The sequence below is a fragment of the Ferruginivarius sediminum genome (assembly GCF_003344765.1).
In the GTDB taxonomy this organism is placed as follows: domain Bacteria; phylum Pseudomonadota; class Alphaproteobacteria; order Kiloniellales; family Rhodovibrionaceae; genus Ferruginivarius; species Ferruginivarius sediminum.
The window spans coordinates 18,073-37,356 of the sequence record NZ_QPMH01000006.1 but is presented as its reverse complement, the minus strand read 5'-3'; the positions used below and the strand labels follow the sequence as shown (position 1 = coordinate 37,356).

Here is a 19,284-nt window from a genome sequence, read left to right as displayed (position 1 = left end):
TTGATCGCGCTTCACATGGTGCTATTCTGCGCCCGGCCTATCCGGGAATTCGGGATTCGGCGCACAGGGGGCAGCTTGATCGATAGCGCACCACATCCACTCGCCGCGAACCTGGAACCGACCTTGGTAACCACAATACCGACAAGGCTGGCATGAACATTCACGAATATCAGGCCAAGCGCCTGCTCGCGAAGTACGGTGTGCCCGTACCGCGGGGCAACGTCGCCTATACACCGCACGAGGCCGTGGACGCCGCGAAGGATCTGGGCGGTCCGGTCTACGTCGTCAAGTCGCAGATCCACGCCGGCGGCCGGGGCGCCGGACGCTTCCAGAACAACCCCGACGGCAAGGGCGGCGTGCGGATCTGCAAGTCGATCGACGAAGTCCGCGACAACGCCGAGGAGATGCTGGGCCAGGTCCTGGTCACCAAGCAGACCGGCGAGCAGGGCAAGGAGGTCAACCGCCTCTATGTCGAGGAAGGCGCCGACATCAAGCGCGAGCTTTACCTGGCGCTGCTGATCGACCGCGCCACCAGCCGCGTGACCATCATGGCCTCGACCGAGGGCGGCATGGAGATCGAGGAGGTCGCCGCGCGCACGCCGGAGAAGATCCTGCGCGAGATCATCGATCCGGCCACCGGCGTAATGCCCTATCACGCGCGCAAGATCGCCTTCGGACTGGGCTTCGAGGGCAAGCAGATCGGCACTTTCGTCAAGTTCCTGTCCTCGCTCTACAAGGCGTTCCTGGAGCTTGACGCCTCGCTGGTGGAAATCAATCCGCTGATCGTCACCGGCGACGGCAGTATCCTGCCGCTCGATGCCAAGATGAACTTCGACGACAACGCGCTGTTCCGCCAGAAAGAGGTGGTGGAGATGCGCGACCTCGACGAGGAGGACCCCGCCGAGATCGAGGCCTCGCAGCACGAGCTGAACTACATCAAGCTGGACGGCAACATCGGCTGCATGGTCAACGGCGCCGGCCTCGCCATGGCGACGATGGACATCATCAAGCTCTACGGCGGCGAGCCGGCGAACTTCCTCGACGTCGGCGGCGGCGCCAACAAGGAGCGTGTGGTCGCGGCCTTCAAGATCATTCTCTCCGACAAGAACGTCGAGGGCATCCTGGTCAACATCTTCGGCGGCATCGTGCGCTGCGACGTCATCGCCGAGGCGATCGTGGCGGCCGCGCAGGAAGTCGAGCTGCACGTGCCGCTGGTCGTGCGCCTGGAGGGCACGAACGTCGAGATGGGCAAGAAAATCCTGGAAGAGTCGGGCCTCACTATCATCGCCGCCGACAACCTGGCGGACGGGGCCGAGAAAGTCGTCAAGGCGACGCGGGAGGCAGCGTAATGGCGGTCCTGGTCGATCGGAATACCAAAGTCATCTGCCAGGGCTTCACAGGCGCCCAGGGCACTTTCCACTCCGAGCAGGCAATCGCCTACGGCACGCGGATGGTCGGCGGCGTCAGCCCCGGCAAGGGCGGCCAGACGCACCTGGACCTGCCGGTGTTCAACACCGTCGCCGAGGCGAAGGAGAAGACCGGCGCCACGGCCAGCGTGATCTTCGTGCCGCCGCCGTTCGCCGCCGATGCGATCCTGGAGGCGGTAGATGCCGAGCTGGATCTTGCCGTGTGCATCACCGAGGGCATCCCGGTGCTGGATATGGTGAAGGTGAAGCGCGCGTTGAGCGGCTCCAAGACGCGGCTGGTCGGGCCGAACTGTCCCGGCGTCATCACGCCCGATGCCTGCAAGATCGGCATCATGCCAGGCCACATCCATCAGCGCGGCAAGATCGGTATTGTCAGCCGTTCGGGCACGCTTACGTATGAGGCAGTGGCGCAGACCACGGCCGCCGGCCTGGGGCAGTCCACCTGCATCGGCATCGGCGGCGACCCGGTCAACGGCACCAATTTCGTCGACTGCCTGGACCTGTTCCTTGGCGACGACGAGACCGAGGGCATCGTGATGATCGGCGAGATCGGCGGCAGCGCCGAGGAAGAAGCCGCGGAGTTCCTGAAGCAGTCGAAGGTGAAGAAGCCGGTTGTCGGCTTCATCGCGGGCGTCACCGCGCCTCCGGGTCGTCGCATGGGCCATGCCGGTGCGATCATCTCCGGCGGCTCCGGCGGTGCGGAAGGCAAGATGGACGCGATGCGTTCGGCCGGCATGACCGTTGCCGACTCGCCCGCGGCCATCGGGTCTGCCATGCTGAAGGCGTTGCAGGGCTGACCGGGGGTCCTGTGGGCTCAAAATCCTGCAGATGCGGCCGGCTCCCGGTGTCGGCCGCGTCGCCATGTTAGGCCGATGTCGGAATTCACGCACAGCGCACTGAACGGCGACAAGGCAGCCCTTGTCGCCGCCCTATTCCACCGTTTCCAGCAGGACCCCAACGCCGTCGATCCGGCCTGGCGCCGCTTCTTCGGCGAGCTGGATTCGGACGCCCGCTCGTTGATCGAGAGCTTCAAGCCGAACGGCGGCGGGGAGGGCGCCGGGGCCGTGGCCGAGAGCCTGGCCCATGGTGCCAACCTGACGGCGGAGCACGTCCGCGCCGCCACGCTGGACTCCATCCGCGCGCTGATGATGATCCGCGCTTACCGCGTGCGCGGCCATCTGGAGGCCGATCTCGATCCCCTTGGCCTGCGGGAGATCGAGCCGCATCCCGAGCTGGATCCGAAGAACTACGGATTCACCGACGAAGACATGGACCGGCCGATCTTCGTGAACCATGTCCTCGGTTTCGAGACGGCGACGCTGCGGCGCATCATGCAGCGGCTGCGGTCCACCTACTGTGGCAAGATCGGCGTCGAGTACATGCACATCCAGGAGCCGGACCAGAAGGCCTGGATCCAGGAGCGCATCGAGAACATCGACAACCGCACCGAGTTCACCGAGCGCGGCCGCAAGGCCATCCTGGAGCGCCTGAGCGCGGCCGAGGCGTTCGAGGTGTTCCTGGACAAGAAGTACACCGGCACCAAGCGTTTCGGCATCGACGGCGGCGAATCGATGATTCCCGCGTTGGAACAGATCCTGAAGCGCGGCGGCCAGATGGGCCTGAAAGAGGTTGTCATCGGCATGCCGCACCGTGGCCGCCTGAATGTGCTGGCCAGCTTCATGGGCAAGCCCTATCGCGCGATCTTCCATGAGTTCCAGGGCGGTGCGGCGCATCCCGAGGATATCGGCGGCTCCGGCGACGTGAAGTACCACCTCGGTACCTCTTCGGACCGCGAGTTCGACGGCAACTGGGTGCATCTCTCGCTGACGGCCAATCCCTCCCACCTTGAGGCGGTGAACCCCGTGTGCGTCGGCAAGGTCCGCGCCAAGCAGCTTCAGCGCGGCGACACCGACCGGACCGAGGTGGCCTGCCTGCTGCTGCACGGCGATGCCGCCTTCGCCGGGCAGGGCCTCGTACCGGAGACGCTGGACCTGTCGGAACTGCGCGGCTACCGCATCGGCGGCACGGTGCATTTCGTCGTCAACAACCAGATCGGCTTCACCACCAACCCGGTGCATGCCCGCTCGGGCCCGTATTGCACCGAGGTGGCAAAGATGATCCAGGCGCCGATCTTCCACGTGAACGGCGACGACCCGGAGGCCGTGGTGCACGTCGCCCGCATTGCCACGGAGTTCCGGCAGACGTTCAAGAAGGACGTCGTCATCGACATGTTCTGCTACCGGCGCTACGGCCACAACGAGGGCGACGAGCCGTCGTTCACCCAGCCGATCATGTACGATGCGATCAAGAAGCACCCCCGCGTGCGCAAGCTTTACGCCGACCGGCTGGTCAACGAGGGCGTGCTCTCCGCTGAAGAGGCAGACGGCGACCTGAAGCGCTGGCAGGAGACGCTGCAGGAGGAGTTCGACGCCGCCTCCACCTACCGCCCCAACAAGGCGGACTGGCTGGAGGGTGTCTGGTCGGGCTTCGCCCGGCCCAAGGATTATGGCGCCCGGCGCGGCGATACCGGCGTCGACACGGACACGTTGAAGAAGGTGGGACGTGCCCTCGCGCATGTGCCCGACGACGTGAACGTGCACCGCAAGATCAAGCGGCTGCTCGATACCAAGGCGAAGATGATCGAGTCCGGCGAGGGCATCGACTGGGCCACGGCCGAGGCGCTGGCCTTCGGCACGCTGGCGGTGGAGGGTCATCCGGTCCGGCTCTCCGGCCAGGATTCCGGGCGCGGCACCTTCTCCCAGCGCCATGCCGTGCTGGTGGACCAGAATACAGAGCGCCGGTACGTGCCGCTGAATAACATCGACCCCGAGCAGGCCAGCTTCGAGGTCGTCGACAGTCCGCTGTCGGAAGCCGGCGTGGTCGGCTTCGAATATGGCTTCTCGCTTGCCGAGCCCCGGGCCCTTGTCCTCTGGGAAGCGCAGTTCGGCGATTTCGTCAATGGCGCGCAGGTTATCATCGACCAGTTCATCGCGTCCGGCGAAGTGAAGTGGCTGCGCATGTCCGGCCTGGTGATGCTGCTGCCCCACGGGTACGAGGGGCAGGGGCCAGAGCACTCCTCGGCGCGCATCGAGCGTTTCCTGCAGCTTTGCGCCGAGGACAACCTGCAGATCGTCAACTGCTCCACGCCCGCCAACTTCTTCCACGCGCTGCGCCGGCAGTTGCATCGCGAATTCCGCAAGCCGTTGGTGATCTTCACACCGAAGTCGCTGCTGCGCCACAAGCGCTGCGTCAGCCGCCTGGAGGACTTCGGCGAGGACAGCAGCTTCCACCGCGTGCTTTACGAGGACAATCCGCCCAGCAAGCCGGCGGAGGCGCGGCAGGTCGTGATGTGCTCGGGCAAGGTGTACTACGACCTGATCGAGGAGCGCGAGAAGCGCGGCATCACCGACATCCACATCCTGCGCATGGAGCAGCTCTATCCCTTCCCGGCCGACGCCGTGGCGGCGGAGCTGGAGCCGTACAAGCACTGCGATATCGTGTGGTGCCAGGAAGAGCCGCGCAACATGGGCCCCTGGGCGTTCATCGAAACCTTCATCGAGGAGATCGCCACTGAGGTCGGCTTCGCCAAGCCACGCCCGCGCTACGCGGGGCGGCGCACGGCGGCCTCCCCGGCCACGGGCGTCGCCGATTGGCACAAGCGTCAGCAGGCGCAGCTTCTGGACGAGGCGCTGACGGTCGGCCTGCCGCGCATGTCGCGCATCCAGACGCGCAAGGCGGACGAGGCCGCGCGGACTGGCGAGGCGAAGAAGGCGTCCGGCGGTTCGTCCAAGGGCAATGGCGCGGCCGGCAAGGCGGCGGCGTCTTCCTCGGCGGCGGCCAGTTCCGGCTTGGGCGCGAAGAAATCCGGGGGACGGAGCGGCAGCGCCCGTTCGCGAACGAAGAAATAGCGTTGCGGTTGGGTGCGGCGCGGCCTTCGGTGCCCCGCCGTTTTCCTGTGGCACAGGCGAGGGGATAGATGGCGACGGACATCAAGGTGCCTACGCTGGGCGAGTCGGTGACCGAGGCGACGGTCGCCCAATGGCTCAAGGGCAAGGGCGAGCAGGTCGAGGCGGACGAGCCGATCCTCGAACTGGAGACCGACAAGGTCACGCTGGAGGTCAACGCACCGGCGGCGGGTACCATCGACGAGGTCCTGGTGCAGGAAGGCGATACCGTCGAGGTCGGCGCCCTGCTGGGCCGCATCGGTGAAGGTGCGGCGGCCGCCCCTGCAAAGGCCGAGGCGCCCGCGAAATCCGAAGCACCCGCCAAGCCCGAAACATCCGCCAAGTCCGAAGCACCTGCCAAGGCGGAGCAGCCGGCCGCTGCGGCGGGCGGCAATGGCGCCGCGGGTGGCGGCGAACAGGTGGATATCGCGGTGCCGACGCTGGGCGAGTCGGTGAGCGAGGCGACGGTGGCGCAGTGGCTGAAGCAGCCGGGTGATGCTGTCGAGGCGGACGAGCCCGTGGCGGAGCTCGAAACCGACAAGGTCACCCTCGAAGTGAACGCGCCGGCCAAGGGTACGCTGGCCGAGCAGCTCGTCGGCGAGGGCGATACGGTCGAGGTCGGCACCGTCATTGGCCGCGTGGCGCAGGGTGCAGGCGCGGCTGCGGCGCCTGCTGCTGCGGCGGCGAAGGAATCCGCACCCGCCCCGGCGAAGGAGCAGGCCGCCCCGGCGGCCGGCGGTGGCGAGCAGGTCGACGTGCCGGTTCCCACGCTGGGCGAGTCGGTGAGCGAGGCGACGGTGGCGCAGTGGCTGAAGCAGCCGGGCGACACGGTGACGGTCGACGAGCCGATTGTGGAACTCGAAACGGACAAGGTGACGCTGGAGGTCAACGCCCCGGCGGACGGCACGCTGGCCGAACAGCTTGCCGGCGAGGGCGATACGGTCGAGGTTGGCGCCATCCTGGGGCGGATCTCGAAGGGCGCGGCGCCCGCCAAGGCCGAAGCGCCCGCTGCGCGCGAAGCCGCGCCGGAGCCGGCCAAAGAGCCCGCGCCAGCGGCGGCCGAGGCCGCGCCGACGGCAACGGCGCCCGCCGGTGGACCCAGCGGCGGGCTGGACCCGAACCGCGCGCCGCGTACGAACGGCAGCGTCACCCGTGAGGATTTGATGGCCTTTCTCAGCGAAGGTCCCGGCAGCGTCCGGCCGGAGGATCTCTCTCCCTCTGTGCGGGTGGCGGTTCAGGAGTATAACGTCGACCCCTCGCGCATTCCCGGCAGCGGCCCCGGTGGGCGGCTGACAAAGGAGGACGTCGTCGCCTTCGCCGAAGGTCGCGTGCAGCCGCTGGCGCCGCCCGAGGGCGTGTCCGCGCCGGCCGCCAAGGCTGGCGCCGAGGCGCCGAAGGCGGAAGGCGCCGCGGCACCGGCTGCCAAGGCACCGGCTGCCAAGGCGGCGGAGGCCAAGGCGCCCGGGGCCGGCGAAAAGCGCGAGGAGCGGGTGAAGATGTCCCGCCTGCGCCAGACCATCGCCAAGCGGCTGAAGGAGGCGCAGAACACGGCGGCCATGTTGACGACGTTCAACGAAATCGACATGACCGCCGTGAACCAGCTTCGCGCCGAATACCGCGAGCAGTTCGAGAAGGTGCACGGCGTGCGCCTGGGCATGACCTGCTTCTTCGCCAAGGCGGTGGTGCAGGCGTTGCAGGAGTTGCCGGCGGTCAACGCCCGTATCGAAGGCGACGAGATCGTCTACAACCACTACTACGACATCGGCATGGCGGTTTCGACGCCGCAGGGCCTGATGGTTCCGGTGGTGCGCGACGTCGACCGGAAGTCGATGGCCGAGATCGAGGGTTCCCTGCGGGAGCTTGCCAAGAAGGGCCGCGACGGCAAGCTGAAGATGGAGGACCTGCAGGGGGCCACCTTCTCGATGACCAACGGCGGCGTTTTCGGCTCGCTCCTGTCCACGCCGATCCTCAACACGCCGCAGTCCGGCATCCTGGGCATGCACAAGATCCAGGACCGGCCGATGGCGGTGGACGGCGAGGTGAAGATCCGGCCGATGATGTATGTAGCGCTGTCCTACGACCACCGCGTCATCGACGGCCGCGAGGCGGTGACCTTCCTGGTCCGGGTGAAGGAGTGCCTGGAGGACCCGGCCCGCCTGCTGCTGCAGACGTAACCGCCGGGCCGTCCGCCCCCGCGAACCCGCGCGAGGAAGCCGATGAAAGCGCAGATCGTCGAGACATTCGGCGGACCGGAGGTTTTCCGCACCGCCGAGATCGAAACGCCGTCGCCGAAGGCGGGCGAGGTGCTGATCCGCGTCCACGCCACCAGCGTCAACCCGGTGGACACCAAGATCCGTGCCGGCGGGCGAAGCATCGCGCCCGAGCTGCCGGCCGTACTCCACGGCGACGTGGCCGGGGTGGTCGAGCGGGTGGGCGAGGGCGTCACCGCCTTCGTGCCCGGCGACGAGGTCTATGGCTGCGCCGGCGGGGTGAAGGGCACGGGCGGCGCGCTGGCCGAATACATGGCGGCCGATGCCAGGCTGCTTGCGCGGAAGCCGTCGAACCTTTCCTTCCGCGAGGCCGCGGCCCTGCCGCTGGTCACGCTGACGGCGTGGGAAGGCCTGGTGGACAAGGCGAGGGTCCAGCCCGGCGACCGGGTGCTGGTGATGGGCGGCACGGGCGGCGTCGGTCACGTCGCGGTGCAGCTTGCCAAGCTTCGCGGCGCCGAGGTCTTCGCCACGGTGTCCTCGGAGGACAAGGCGCGGATCGCGCGCGACCTGGGCGCCCATGTCGCCATCGACCGGCGCGCGTTATCCGCCGAGGAGATGGTGGCGCGCCATGCCGGCGGGCTGGGCTTCGACGTCGTGTTCGACAGCGTGGGCGGCGACAACCTCTATCCCGCGATGACGGCGGCGCGCCCGCACGGACAGGTGGCCACGACGGTGGCGATGCAGACCTTCGACCTGACGACCGCGCACGTGAAGGGCCTGTCGATCCACGTTGTCTTCATGCTGGTGCCGATGCTCTACGACCTGAACCGCGCGCATCACGGCGAGGTGCTGGCCGAGGTCGCGAAGGCGGTCGAGGCCGGCAAGCTGCGCCCGCTGCTGGACAAGACGTCGTTCACGCTGGAACAGGCCGGCGACGCGCACGCGCGGCTTGCATCCGGACAGGCGGTCGGCAAGGTCGTCATCGATGTCGCCTGAGACCGCGTCCAACCGGTTGTCGGCGCGCGTCAGCTCTTGAACAAGCGGCGCTTATTGCCGTTCCGGCGCCGGGCCACGATCAGCAGCACAAGCCCCACGACCAAGGCAATGAGCGCGACGAGGGTCGTCTCCTGGCGCAGCACCGGGAAGATGATGTAGTCCCACAACGGCGGCCAGAGATAGCGCTCGACGATGGCCTGGAAGGCGTTCAGGCTTCCAGGGTCGACCGCGAACCAGAGCTGCCCCAGTGGTTGTGCGGGGCTTTGCCCGCTGGTTACGGCGGCGAGCATCATGCCGCCCGCGCCGGCCGCGACAAGGATGGCCAGCCATCCCAGAATGCGAGCGAGAATACGCACTCTTCAGGCCCCCCAGTTCCAGAGTTGCTTCTTGTTATGCTTGTTTGCGGCGCGGAGCATAGCAGGCGCACCCCCTCGCGGCCAGCCGCACGGCCCCGAAAGGGGTAGGCCGGCGGGCGTTCCATTTCCCGGCTCGTGACCTTCTGTGCGATATCTTGAAGGATATGCGCAAGGTCCGTTGCATCGCCGGGCCGCCTTCGCTACCTTGCGCCCGCTTCACGGGCCGGGCGGGAGGATTCCCCGCCGCCATGTCCCGGAAACGACCCGATACGGAGGGGTGGCCGAGCGGTCGAAGGCGCACGCCTGGAAAGCGTGTGTACGGTGATAAACCGTACCGAGGGTTCGAATCCCTCCCCCTCCGCCACCTTATGAGTTATTGATATTAAATGATATTTTTCTCCTTCGGAGAGTCGGAATTCGCGACTCTTTTCCGGGGGTTAGCCCCGTCGCGCGTGACGGAGGCGTCAACTGAGACCGTTGGGGTGCGCCGAACGGTGCTGCAATGTCACGAAAGTCTCTTACGCCGATGTTGGTGGTACGACAACGTGAGCACATGAGCGATGTGCTCAAGCTGGTCGACATTCAGTCGTCGTAGATTGAGTCGAACCCGCGTTGTGCGGATACTGATGTACAGCCGAAAAGATGGAATAGGGAGCAGAGCAACATATATGCCTCGATGTAGCGCTAATACGAAGAATGGCTACCAATGCGCCAACAACGCCCGTCCTGGTAGCCGTTATTGCGCGGTTCATCGGGAGAGTATGGACTGGAAACGAGTCGCTCTTACCGCGGGTGGCACGATCACCGGGGTCAGGCCATGCCCACCGACTTAACGTGTCAATGCTCTCACCATTGATCCCACGAACACCTCGCCCAGGTGCCAGCCCCGCTGGATGTAATCCTGGTGGCTGTGTGCTCGCGTCTTTCGTATGTCGGCTGCGAACAACGGCCCGAATCGGCTTCACCACTGCCGGATGTTTCTTGGGTCACGTCGATCCCGCGCTCGAACAGCAGGTCTTCGACATTGCGTAGTGACAGCGGATACCGAACATACATTAGAACCGCCACGCGGATGACCTTTGGCGAGGTGTTGAAGTAGCGAAACGAACTGGCCATCCGCCAAGCTACCCACGCACCGTATACTCTGCAAACCGGTTCCGCTGACAGCGCCCCAGCGACGGGCATGGTCTCTGCATTTTGGACTGCGCCTCGGCGTACTTTGCAGCCCTTCAGCGGGCCTTTGCAACGGGAACGGGGTGGCAATTGCACCATATCTATTATATGAACATGATATCTGCTTTGTGAACTATCGGCGTGACGTTCGTGGCTCGAGACGGCGCGCTTGATCGCTAAACGGAGAATGGCAAAATTATGGCGCCGAGACGAAACAAGGTAGCATCGGACGAAAAAAACTACCCGGCGACGCCCCTCAAAGGCGTGAACCGAGCGCTGCATGTGCTGGAGTATATCGCTATCCGGCCCGGGCGGGCGATTGACATCGCCGAGGCGATGGATTTGTCGTGGGCGACGCTCCACCGGACGCTTCAGCAACTCGAACAGGGCGGTTTTCTCAAACGCGATCCGGAAACCAACCAGTATCGTATCGGGCCGCGCATGTGGTTCATCGGTGCCACTTATGTGGCCAATCACCGGGTGCTCGAAATCGCGCGCCCTTATGTCGAAGCAGCGGTCAAGACGAAGGGCATCACGGTCCAACTGGTCGAAAAGTCGGGCAGGCAATCGGTCGTCCTCCTCTCCAGCCATTCGGACGAAGAGATCACGAAGGCAGCTTACGGTTATCACTTCCCCCTTCACACCGGTTCCAAGGGACTGGTGTTGTTGGCGTTCTCGGGTGAAGACTTCATCAACGAGTATCTTGGAAGTGGGCTCGAAGCACTCACGCCACGCACGCAGACCGACCCGGATGAGTTGCGCAAGACGCTCGAAGAGATCCGTGAGCGACAATACGCGATCACTATCGCCGACGTTCAGTTGCATACGGCGTCAATGGCTGCCCCGGTTTTTGACCGCAATAGTAACGTCGTTGCCTGCATATGTTTCGTGGCCAGGAAATCAGCGATGGAAAACGTCGAACGGCGGGATCAACTGCTGGAGAAGTTGCTGGAAACGGCGCAGTCCACGTCAATTGCTCTCGGCTGGCGGCCGGAATTGGCCGCCAAGATGCGCGCCGGCTGACGCCGCCGTATCGCGCCGTTATAAGGCGGCCGCTCGACGAAGAGATTTATGATTGCGGCCGCACCTTGTTGTCGTCCGGCCGTCGACGCGCGATCGGGGCGCCCGCGTTCGCCAGGTTTGCGAATACCGCCTCGTTGAGGCATTCGTTCGGGAACCGGCGGTTCTGGCTCTCGATGAAGGCGTTCTGCGTCGGCGTGCCGGGAGAGCCGCTCCCATTGCGCCCGCCGCATCCTGGCGGGAAGCTTGCCAAGCGTAACCCAGGATCCTTCTAGGAATTCCGCGTGAGCCGTCTCACTCGTGCGGCGGCGCGGGCTTGTCATGTATCGCTTCGAAATAATTGATATTGCTGATCTTATTCCATCTTCGGCGCCGCAGGTCTATAGTTGTTAACCATATCCCATATCCGATAAACGGATATGGGATAATTTTTTCTGGACATTCTATCCAAAAATGAGAAACTGGATCGACGTCAGGAAGCGGCCGGCGCACGGAAGTGGGGTAGAGCCGCAAACGACAAGGGAGGGGGCACTTTGAAACCACCGCTTTTCGACTATTGCTCGGCGCAATCGGTGCAGGATGCGCTTCAAAAGCTGCACGAGACGCCCGGCGCATTGATCTTGGCGGGGGGACAGAGCCTTATCCCGGCGATGAATTTCCGCCTCGTTTCGCCGTCAACGCTGATTGATATCAACCGCATCCCGGAATTTCGAAAGGTTGAGGTAACGTCCGACGGGATCGTCGTCGGGGCCACCATTCGCCACCGCGATCTTGAACTCGACGCCGCCGTTCATGCCGCCAACCCTCTGTTACGCTTGGCGCTGGCCCATGTTGCCCATGTGCCGATCCGGAATCGGGGCACCACGGTGGGCAGTTTATGCCACGCCGATGCGGCGGCGGAGATGCCGATGATCCTCCTCCTGACCGGCGGTAGCGTCATGGCCCAAAGCGTTTCCGGGACCAGAACCATCCCCGCAGAGGAGTTCTACAAGTTCCATATGACCACCGCCAAAGCTTCGGACGAATTGATCGTTAGCGCGCGCTTTCCCGCTCTGCCCAGGGGAGCTGGTTACGGTTTCGCCGAATTCGCGCGCCGGCGCGGCGATTACGCCCTCGCTGCTGTCGGCGCAATCGTTTCCTGCGACGACAGCGGCATCGTCACCGACGCCCGGCTCGCCGCCTGCGGCATCGGCTCAAAGCCAGTGCGCCTTACAGCGGCGGAAAACGCACTGAATGGCCGGCGCGCCGACAAAGCGGCTATGGCGGAGGCAGCCCTCGCGACCGCGGATGCTGTTACCGCGCCGGATGATACGCAGGTGACGCAGGCCTATCGCCGGCACTTGCTGGCGGGACTAACCCGTCAGGTCCTGGCCCAGGCGGTTTCAGCACGCAAGGAGGCGATTGCATGAGACATAAACCCGCCATCGCCCCGAACATTCCCAGCGTATCGGCGGACCCGACTGTCGAGGTCACGATGACCGTCAATGGGCAGACCGTTACCCGGCATGTCTCTCCCAGGATGCTGCTAACCGATTTCATTCGCCACGAGCTGGGGCTAACCGGGACTCATGTGGGATGCGAGCACGGTGTTTGCGGCGCATGCACGGTTTTGATCGATGGCCGCGCGGCCCGCGCGTGCCTGACTTTCGCCGTTCAAGCCGATGGAGCCGAGCTACGCACCATCGAGTCCGAGGCGTCCGAGGACGGCACCCTCAGCGAACTGCAGAAAGCCTTTGCGGAATGCCACGGGCTGCAGTGCGGTTACTGCACCCCCGGCTTCATCATGAACATCCGCGCGCATTTGGAAAGCGGCGAAAAGCTCGACCTGTCCGATGAAGGTATCAGGGACATGATCTCCGGCAATTTGTGTCGTTGTACAGGTTACAAGAACATTGTCGCGGCTGTGCGAAAGAGTGCACAGCACTTTAATCGCAAGTGAAGGGGTGGCGATAATGTCAACACGCCAATTCGGAGCCAAAATAAGCCGCAATATTGACCCCGAGCTATTGCGAGGCGAAGGGAAATTTACAGACGATATCCCGCTGCCGGGTGCACTTCATGCCGCATTTGTTCGTAGTCCGTTTGCCCGTGCCAGGATCGAGGCGATCGACACGTCCGACGCCCTGGCCTGTCCCGGCGTGGTCGCCGTCTACACGTGCGACAATATCGAGCATCTGGATCGAGAGCTTCCACTGCTCATCCCGCATCCCAGCATGAATAATGCGCGCACCCAACGGCCGTTGGCTCGCGAAGATGTCTACTATGTCGGCCAGCCCGTGGCGATGGTCGTGGCCGTAAACCGCTATGTGGCCGAGGACGCCGCATTGCTCGTCGATGTGGACTACGATGCGCTGGATGTCGAATTGGATATGGAAAAGGCCATCCTCGACGATGCGCCGCTCGTCCATCCAAGTCACCCCAACAACATAGCCGCCGACTTTACGCAGGTCTCGGGCAATCCGGACACCGCCATCGCCGCGGCCGAGCATGTGACAAAGCTAAGAGTCCAGGTCGACCGATCCACCGCGGCGCCGATGGAGTGCCGCACCGTCGCTGCCTGGTTCGACCATGTTTCGAGCGAGTTGACCGTATGGGACGGTACTCAGGCTCCGATCGGCGTCCGCGGCGGTCTGGCGTCCCTTTTCGATCTCGACGAAGACAAGGTACGGGTCATCGCCCCGCATGTGGGCGGCGGCTTCGGGCAAAAGGTCATGTTCCCCTATGCCGACGAGATTCTGGTGCCCTATGCAGCCATTAATCTCGGCAAGCCCATAAAGTACATAGAGGATCGTCGAGAGAATTTCATTGGGTCGAATCAGGAACGCACCCAGATACACACAATTGAACTCTACGCGACAAAATCAGGCGAAGTATTGGCGTTGAGCGACGATTTCCTGCACGACACCGGCGCGTTCATCCCGTATGGGATCGCCGTCGCGCAGGTGGCCTCGACCTCTATCGCCGGCCCCTATCGGATCCCGAATATTCGGGTGCGCTTCCGCGCGGTCTATACGCCGACGGTGCCGGTGACACCGTATCGCGGATGCGGGCGGCCCCAAGCCTGTTTCGCGATCGAACGGGCCATGGACCAGTTGGCGGACGAGTTGGGTATCGACCGCTTCGAGATCCGTCGACGCAACCTTATTCGCGATGACGAATTTCCATATGCGCGCGACGGCTTGCTATTCGCGGATGGTCTGCAGGTGAAGCACGACAGCGGTCAATACCTGCGCGCACTGGAGATGGCGCGCGAAGCCATCGGTTGGGACGATTTTCCCGCAAAACAAGCCGAGGCGCGGGCGGAAGGGCGATATCTGGGGCTCGGACTGGCCTTTTATGTCGAAGGCACCGGCCTCGGCCCTTACGAAGGTGGCCATATCAAGATCCACCCGATTACGGGCAAAGTCTACGTCAATACCGGCCTCGCCGGACAAGGGCAGGGGCATGAAACGAGTTTCGCCCAAATCGTCGCCGATCAGCTAGGCGTGAATGTTTCCGACGTGATTTTCCGGGAGGGAGACACTGGTGCCTACGACTGGGGCGTAGCCACCTTCGCGAGCCGTGCCGCGGTTGTCTCCGGCAACGCAATATATAAAGCCGCGAAAGTGGTTCGCCAGCAGCTCGTGGAAGCTGCCGCGAATATGCTGGAAGCGCCCACGGATGAGATCGAACTCACCGATGGCTACGCCTCGGTCAAGGGAACGAACCGTAAAATCGCATACTCTACCATCGCGACCGCGACCAACCCCCTGCGCTACGCGTTTAACGAGGCGGCCCAGATCGCCACGCAGTTCGCACCGGCCAGTAAGCATGATGGCCCGCCCCTGGCCGAAGGCCAGCATCCGGGACTTGAAGCGACGGATTATTTCAGCCCTTCTTGCGCCACTTGGGCTTACGGAGTTCATGCCGCGATCGTGGAAATAGACCCGGTAACGTGCCGGGTCGTGTTTCACAAATACGTCTGCATCCACGACTGCGGCAACATGATCAACCCCACGATCGTCGAGGGTCAGGTCATGGGCGGCCTGGCCCAGGGTATCGGCGGCGCACTCTTCGAGCATATCGAGTTCGACGACGACGGGAACCTGACGAACGCCAATTTCGTGGATTTTCTGATTCCGTACGCCACCGAGATTCCCGATATCGAGATTCAACATCTCGAAACGCCCTCGCCGCTGAACCCGCTCGGGGTCAAAGGTGTGGGCGAGGCCGGTTGCATCGCTGTGGGCGCCACCGTCGCCTCGGGCCTCGCCGACGCGGTCAGCCACGTCTCAGGGTCGAAGTTCCACTACACGCCGGTGACGCCGGACATGATCTTGGAGGCACTGCCGCAGGGTACGGCCCAGCCTCCCGATTAAAAAAGAACGACGCGAACAAGCAGGCTAACCGATAGGAGACGCAGTCGTGAAAATGAAACTCGCGCTTACTTGCTCATTTCTGCTGGCGTTGCCGGGCTTGTCGACCGCCATGGCCGATAGTGCGAAAAGCTTCTCGCTCGCGGATGATCCGAAACCGGCGCTGGTCCTCCTTTCCAACAAGAATGACGGTGGCTGGTCGCAGGCGCTGGACGAGGCGCGTGCCAAGGTAGGAAAGGAACTGGGCCTTCGTATCCCGGTTGTGGAGAATGTACCGGAAAATGCTGCCGCTATCCGTCCCACCGTGGAGACGTTTATAGACCGCGGCTTTAATGTGATCATCGGCTCGGCTTTCGGGTATTCCGATACGTTCAAGGAACTCGCGGCCGAGTATCCCGATGTTGCGTTTCTGAATGCGGCCGGCACCACGAATTCTGACAACCTGCAATCCTTTTACGGCCGGACCTATCAAAGCCAGTATTTGTGCGGCATGGTCGCCGGCGGGTTGAGCGAAAGCGGCAAGCTTGGCTTTGTGGGCGCCAACCCCTACGGCCTCGTGAACTGGACCGTTAACGCGTACCTGATGGGTGCGCGGCAAATCAATCCGGATGCGACGGTCACCGTTGTTTTCACCGGCGCCTGGAATGATCCTGTCAAGGAACGCGCTGCCGCCGAAGCGCTTGTGGAACAAGGCATTGACGTGATCGGCCAGCATGTCGATACGCCTACGCCGCAGATCGTGGCGCAGGAAAAAGGCATTTACGGTACTGGCCACCATCGCGACTTCTCGGAATTCAGTGCGGCCACGCAGTGTTCTTCTGTCTGGGTCTGGGAGCGCTTTCTTGCGCCCGAGATCGAGGAGATCGCCGCTGGCGGCTGGGAGGTCGAGCCCAATGGCGCGTTCCTTTCGATCGCGGACGGCGGCGCGGATATCGCGTGCTGCGGCGACGCGGTGCCCGAAGGCCTGGAAGCGCGAGTAATGGCGGAGCGGGAGGCCCTTATCGACGGTAAGCAAATTTTCGCCGGCCCGATCACCGACAGTAAAGGTACGGTCCGCGTCGAGGAAGGCGAAGTGCTGAGCGATGCCGATTTGTGGAGTATGGATTGGTTCGTCCCCGGTGTGGTCAGCCAGCAATGACGTCCCTGTCCACCACCGCCGCGCCGATCTCGGAACAGGCGTCATGTGCGGCCACTGGCTTGGCCGCACTTGCCCCCCGTGCCTTGCAATTGACGAACATCGTCAAGAGCTTCGGCGATTACGTGGCGCTTGATGATGTAAGTTTCGATCTGCGCCGGGGGGAAGTGCACGCCCTTTTGGGGGAGAACGGCGCCGGCAAATCTACGCTGATGAATGTGGTCGCCGGCCTTTATACCTCCGATTCCGGGACCGTCGCGCTCAATGGCTCGCCCGTGATCATCGACAATCCCAGCGTCGCCCATCGCTTGGGGATCGGTATGGTCCACCAGCACTACAGACTGGTGGACACGTTCACCGCATTGGAGAACATCCAGCTCGAAAACGGTCACGGCAACTACCGACGGTCCATGGCGAAGTTGCGCGACCGCACCACGGAAATAGCCGAGCGCATCGGGTTCGGCATCGATCTGGATCGGCCAGTGGGCGAGATGTCGATCTCGGAGCAGCAGCGGGTGGAAATCCTGAAAATCCTCACGGCCGACGCCCGCATCATCATTCTGGATGAGCCGACAGCGGTCCTGACTGACGCCGAAGCGGACCGCCTGTTCACCGCGATGGCCGGTCTCGCGGCGGAGGGCAACAGCGTCGTCTTCGTCACCCATAAGCTGCGCGAAGCGCTTACTTACGCCGATCGGATCACCGTGATGCGCGCCGGCAAGATGGTCCGCACGGTCGCCCCGAACGACATCGATACCACCCAACTGACCTCCATGATCGTGGGGGAGACAATCGTCGAACGTCGCTACCCCTCCAGCAACATCGGCGATCCGAAAATTGTCCTAAAAGGAGTCAGTCAAGCAGGCGGCGGCGATGACGCGCCCATTTCGGATGTCAATTTCACCGTCCGTGAGGGTGAGATCTACGGCATCGCCGGCGTTGGCGGTAATGGCCAGAGCCGGCTCGCCGCACTGCTCACCGGCCTGATGCGCCATGACCAGGGCAGGATCCTGCTAGCCGGACACGGTGCTCTTGATGGCGAAACCCCGCTCGCGTTGCGTGAATTGGGTTTCGCATGCATCCATTCCGACAGGGCGCACTATGGACTCGCGAATGACTTGACGATCATGGAGAATTTTTCCGTAAGCGCGGTGCTTGCGGGCGATTTCGGCTCCCCCTTCAAGATCGACAAACGGCGGATGCGCGCGTCGACCCAAGAGGCCGTGAAGGCGTTCGACGTACGGGGTGTGCGCGCACTGCATCAAAAAGCCGGATTACTGTCGGGCGGCAATGCGCAAAAGCTCGTCCTCGCGCGCGAGTTCTCCCGTGCCCCTTCGATAGTGATCGCGCATTCGCCTTGCCGCGGTCTCGACGTGCGGGCGGCTGCCGCGGTTCATGAGCACCTGCACGATGCCCGCGACCGTGGCGGTACGGTCATTCTGATCAGCGAGGATCTGGACGAGATCCTGTTGATGTCCGACCGCATCGGCGTGATGAGCCGGGGGGCGATCGTCGCAGAGTTCGATGCTCCCGCCGACCGCAATGCCATAGGAAAGGCGATGACCGGCCATGCCTGATAGCGCCGTTGCAAGATCGCATCGCAGCCTGCTGTCTCGGATCAATCTCGAAATACGCGAGCATGCGCCGGTACCCCAGCAAGTCGCTCTCCTGGCCGCGGGACTGCTTTTGGGCCTTCTGGTCTCCGCGTTGATTCTTGTATCGGTCGGCGTCAGCGTTTCTGCGCTACTGAACGAATTCGTCATCTCGATCGTCACGAGCAGCCGCAGTATGGGCAATGTGCTTGACCGCGCGGCGCCGCTGGTAATCGTCGGCCTCTCCGCCGCGATCGCCTTCAAGACCCGGTTCTGGAATATTGGAATCGAGGGTCAGGTCATTTTCGGCGCGATCGGCGCCACCCTCGTCGCCAATGCGGACATCGGCCCGCCTGAACTGCGTCTGTTCACGATGGGCGCTGCCGCCATGCTGGCTGGCATGATTTGGATAGCGCTGCCACTTTATCTACGGCTGCGGCTGCGGATAAACGAGATCATTAGTACGCTTTTGATGAACTATATTGCGCTCAACTTCTTATTACACCTGCTCTATGGGCCATGGAAGGATCCGGTAACTGCCTTCCCGAACTCCAAGATCTACGAGCATGTCGAGCGCCTTGGGAGTACGGGCTGGCTGAATATCAGCACGTCTGTGGCGATCGCGATGGTCTTCGTGGTGATCGTGGCGTGGATCTTTGCTGCAAGTCGGTTCGGCTTCCTGATGAAGTTCGTTTACGCGAATCCTGCGATGGCTCGCGCGATCGGCGTCAATGTCGCGGTATTGACGATCCTGGCCGTGCTCGCGTCCGGGGCGCTCTCGGGGCTGGCGGGCTTCGCCATCAGCGCGGGCATCGACAACCGTATGACCCAGTCGTTCTTCGTTGGCTACGGATTTTCCGGAATTCTGATTGGCTTTCTGGCTCGGAATAATCCGATCGCTGTCGTGTTCTTCGCATTTCTGATCTCGGCACTGATGGTAGCAGGACAGAGCCTGCAGATTTTTTACCAGATTCCATTTTCGATCGTGCAGCTGATCCAGGCGACGATTGTGATCTGCGTAGCTGCCTCGGAATTCCTGATCCGCCATCGTATTCGTTTCGTGCGATAGAAAGGCC

The 19,284-nt window shown here is 63.3% G+C and carries 14 protein-coding genes, 1 tRNA gene and 1 pseudogene; 14 read left to right on the top strand and 2 right to left on the bottom strand.

Features of this window, described 5'->3' with window-relative positions:
• Nucleotides 1-152 precede the first annotated feature (152 nt).
• The 6 genes and pseudogenes from sucC to DRB17_RS08185 all read left to right on the top strand — a co-directional run bounded on the left by sucC (nucleotide 153) and on the right by DRB17_RS08185 (nucleotide 8,577).
• Nucleotides 153-1,349: an ADP-forming succinate--CoA ligase subunit beta gene (sucC, locus tag DRB17_RS08205; RefSeq protein ID WP_114581724.1), complete on the top strand. Its 1,197-nt coding sequence runs from the start codon at nucleotides 153-155 to the stop codon at nucleotides 1,347-1,349.
• Entirely contained in the window at nucleotides 1,349-2,224 is an 876-nt protein-coding gene (gene sucD, locus DRB17_RS08200; RefSeq protein WP_114581723.1) for a succinate--CoA ligase subunit alpha, read from the top strand. Before sucC ends, sucD begins: the two co-directional genes overlap by 1 nt.
• A gap of 75 nt (nucleotides 2,225-2,299) precedes the next feature.
• Nucleotides 2,300-5,335 (top strand): 2-oxoglutarate dehydrogenase E1 component, encoded by a 3,036-nt coding sequence (locus DRB17_RS08195; protein WP_114581722.1) that lies wholly within the window; start codon nucleotides 2,300-2,302, stop codon nucleotides 5,333-5,335.
• Between the two features lie 68 nt (nucleotides 5,336-5,403).
• Nucleotides 5,404-5,994 (top strand): annotated as a pseudogene (locus DRB17_RS20950) (biotin/lipoyl-containing protein); the annotation flags it as partial.
• Between the two features lie 147 nt (nucleotides 5,995-6,141).
• On the top strand, nucleotides 6,142-7,545 hold the full coding sequence (gene odhB / locus DRB17_RS08190; protein ID WP_479680570.1) for a 2-oxoglutarate dehydrogenase complex dihydrolipoyllysine-residue succinyltransferase: 1,404 nt from the start codon (nucleotides 6,142-6,144) through the stop codon (nucleotides 7,543-7,545).
• Nucleotides 7,546-7,587: 42 nt separating this feature from the next.
• On the top strand, nucleotides 7,588-8,577 hold the full coding sequence (locus DRB17_RS08185) for a zinc-dependent alcohol dehydrogenase family protein (RefSeq protein WP_114581720.1): 990 nt from the start codon (nucleotides 7,588-7,590) through the stop codon (nucleotides 8,575-8,577).
• A gap of 29 nt (nucleotides 8,578-8,606) precedes the next feature.
• Here DRB17_RS08185 and DRB17_RS08180 read toward each other — a convergent pair whose 3' ends face one another.
• Nucleotides 8,607-8,933, bottom strand: coding sequence for a hypothetical protein (locus DRB17_RS08180; RefSeq protein ID WP_114581719.1), 327 nt, complete (start codon nucleotides 8,931-8,933; stop codon nucleotides 8,607-8,609).
• Between the two features lie 271 nt (nucleotides 8,934-9,204).
• Here DRB17_RS08180 and DRB17_RS08175 point away from each other — a divergent pair.
• Nucleotides 9,205-9,297, top strand: a tRNA-Ser gene (locus DRB17_RS08175).
• A 1,007-nt stretch (nucleotides 9,298-10,304) separates the two neighbouring features.
• Nucleotides 10,305-11,129: an IclR family transcriptional regulator gene (locus tag DRB17_RS08165; RefSeq protein ID WP_114581718.1), complete on the top strand. Its 825-nt coding sequence runs from the start codon at nucleotides 10,305-10,307 to the stop codon at nucleotides 11,127-11,129.
• Between the two features lie 46 nt (nucleotides 11,130-11,175).
• Here the strand turns inward: DRB17_RS08165 and DRB17_RS20840 are convergent, their stop codons facing one another.
• On the bottom strand, nucleotides 11,176-11,379 hold the full coding sequence (locus DRB17_RS20840) for an integrase core domain-containing protein (RefSeq protein WP_114581717.1): 204 nt from the start codon (nucleotides 11,377-11,379) through the stop codon (nucleotides 11,176-11,178).
• A 280-nt stretch (nucleotides 11,380-11,659) separates the two neighbouring features.
• Between DRB17_RS20840 and DRB17_RS08155 the strand changes: the two genes are divergently transcribed.
• The 6 genes from DRB17_RS08155 to DRB17_RS08130 are packed head-to-tail and all read left to right on the top strand — an operon-like array spanning nucleotide 11,660 to nucleotide 19,277.
• A complete protein-coding gene (locus DRB17_RS08155) occupies nucleotides 11,660-12,535 on the top strand; it encodes an FAD binding domain-containing protein (protein WP_114581716.1) in 876 nt (291 codons plus the stop codon).
• On the top strand, nucleotides 12,532-13,065 hold the full coding sequence (locus DRB17_RS08150; protein ID WP_114581715.1) for a (2Fe-2S)-binding protein: 534 nt from the start codon (nucleotides 12,532-12,534) through the stop codon (nucleotides 13,063-13,065). The genes DRB17_RS08155 and DRB17_RS08150 overlap by 4 nt, the downstream gene beginning before the upstream one ends.
• Nucleotides 13,066-13,078: 13 nt before the next feature.
• On the top strand, nucleotides 13,079-15,484 hold the full coding sequence (gene cutA, locus DRB17_RS08145) for an aerobic carbon-monoxide dehydrogenase large subunit (protein ID WP_114581714.1): 2,406 nt from the start codon (nucleotides 13,079-13,081) through the stop codon (nucleotides 15,482-15,484).
• 52 nt (nucleotides 15,485-15,536) lie between these two features.
• On the top strand, nucleotides 15,537-16,619 hold the full coding sequence (locus DRB17_RS08140) for a BMP family ABC transporter substrate-binding protein (protein ID WP_114581713.1): 1,083 nt from the start codon (nucleotides 15,537-15,539) through the stop codon (nucleotides 16,617-16,619).
• Entirely contained in the window at nucleotides 16,616-18,193 is a 1,578-nt protein-coding gene (locus tag DRB17_RS08135; protein ID WP_114581712.1) for an ABC transporter ATP-binding protein, read from the top strand. The genes DRB17_RS08140 and DRB17_RS08135 overlap by 4 nt, the downstream gene beginning before the upstream one ends.
• Entirely contained in the window at nucleotides 18,186-19,277 is a 1,092-nt protein-coding gene (locus tag DRB17_RS08130; protein WP_114581711.1) for an ABC transporter permease, read from the top strand. Before DRB17_RS08135 ends, DRB17_RS08130 begins: the two co-directional genes overlap by 8 nt.
• Nucleotides 19,278-19,284 lie beyond the last annotated feature (7 nt).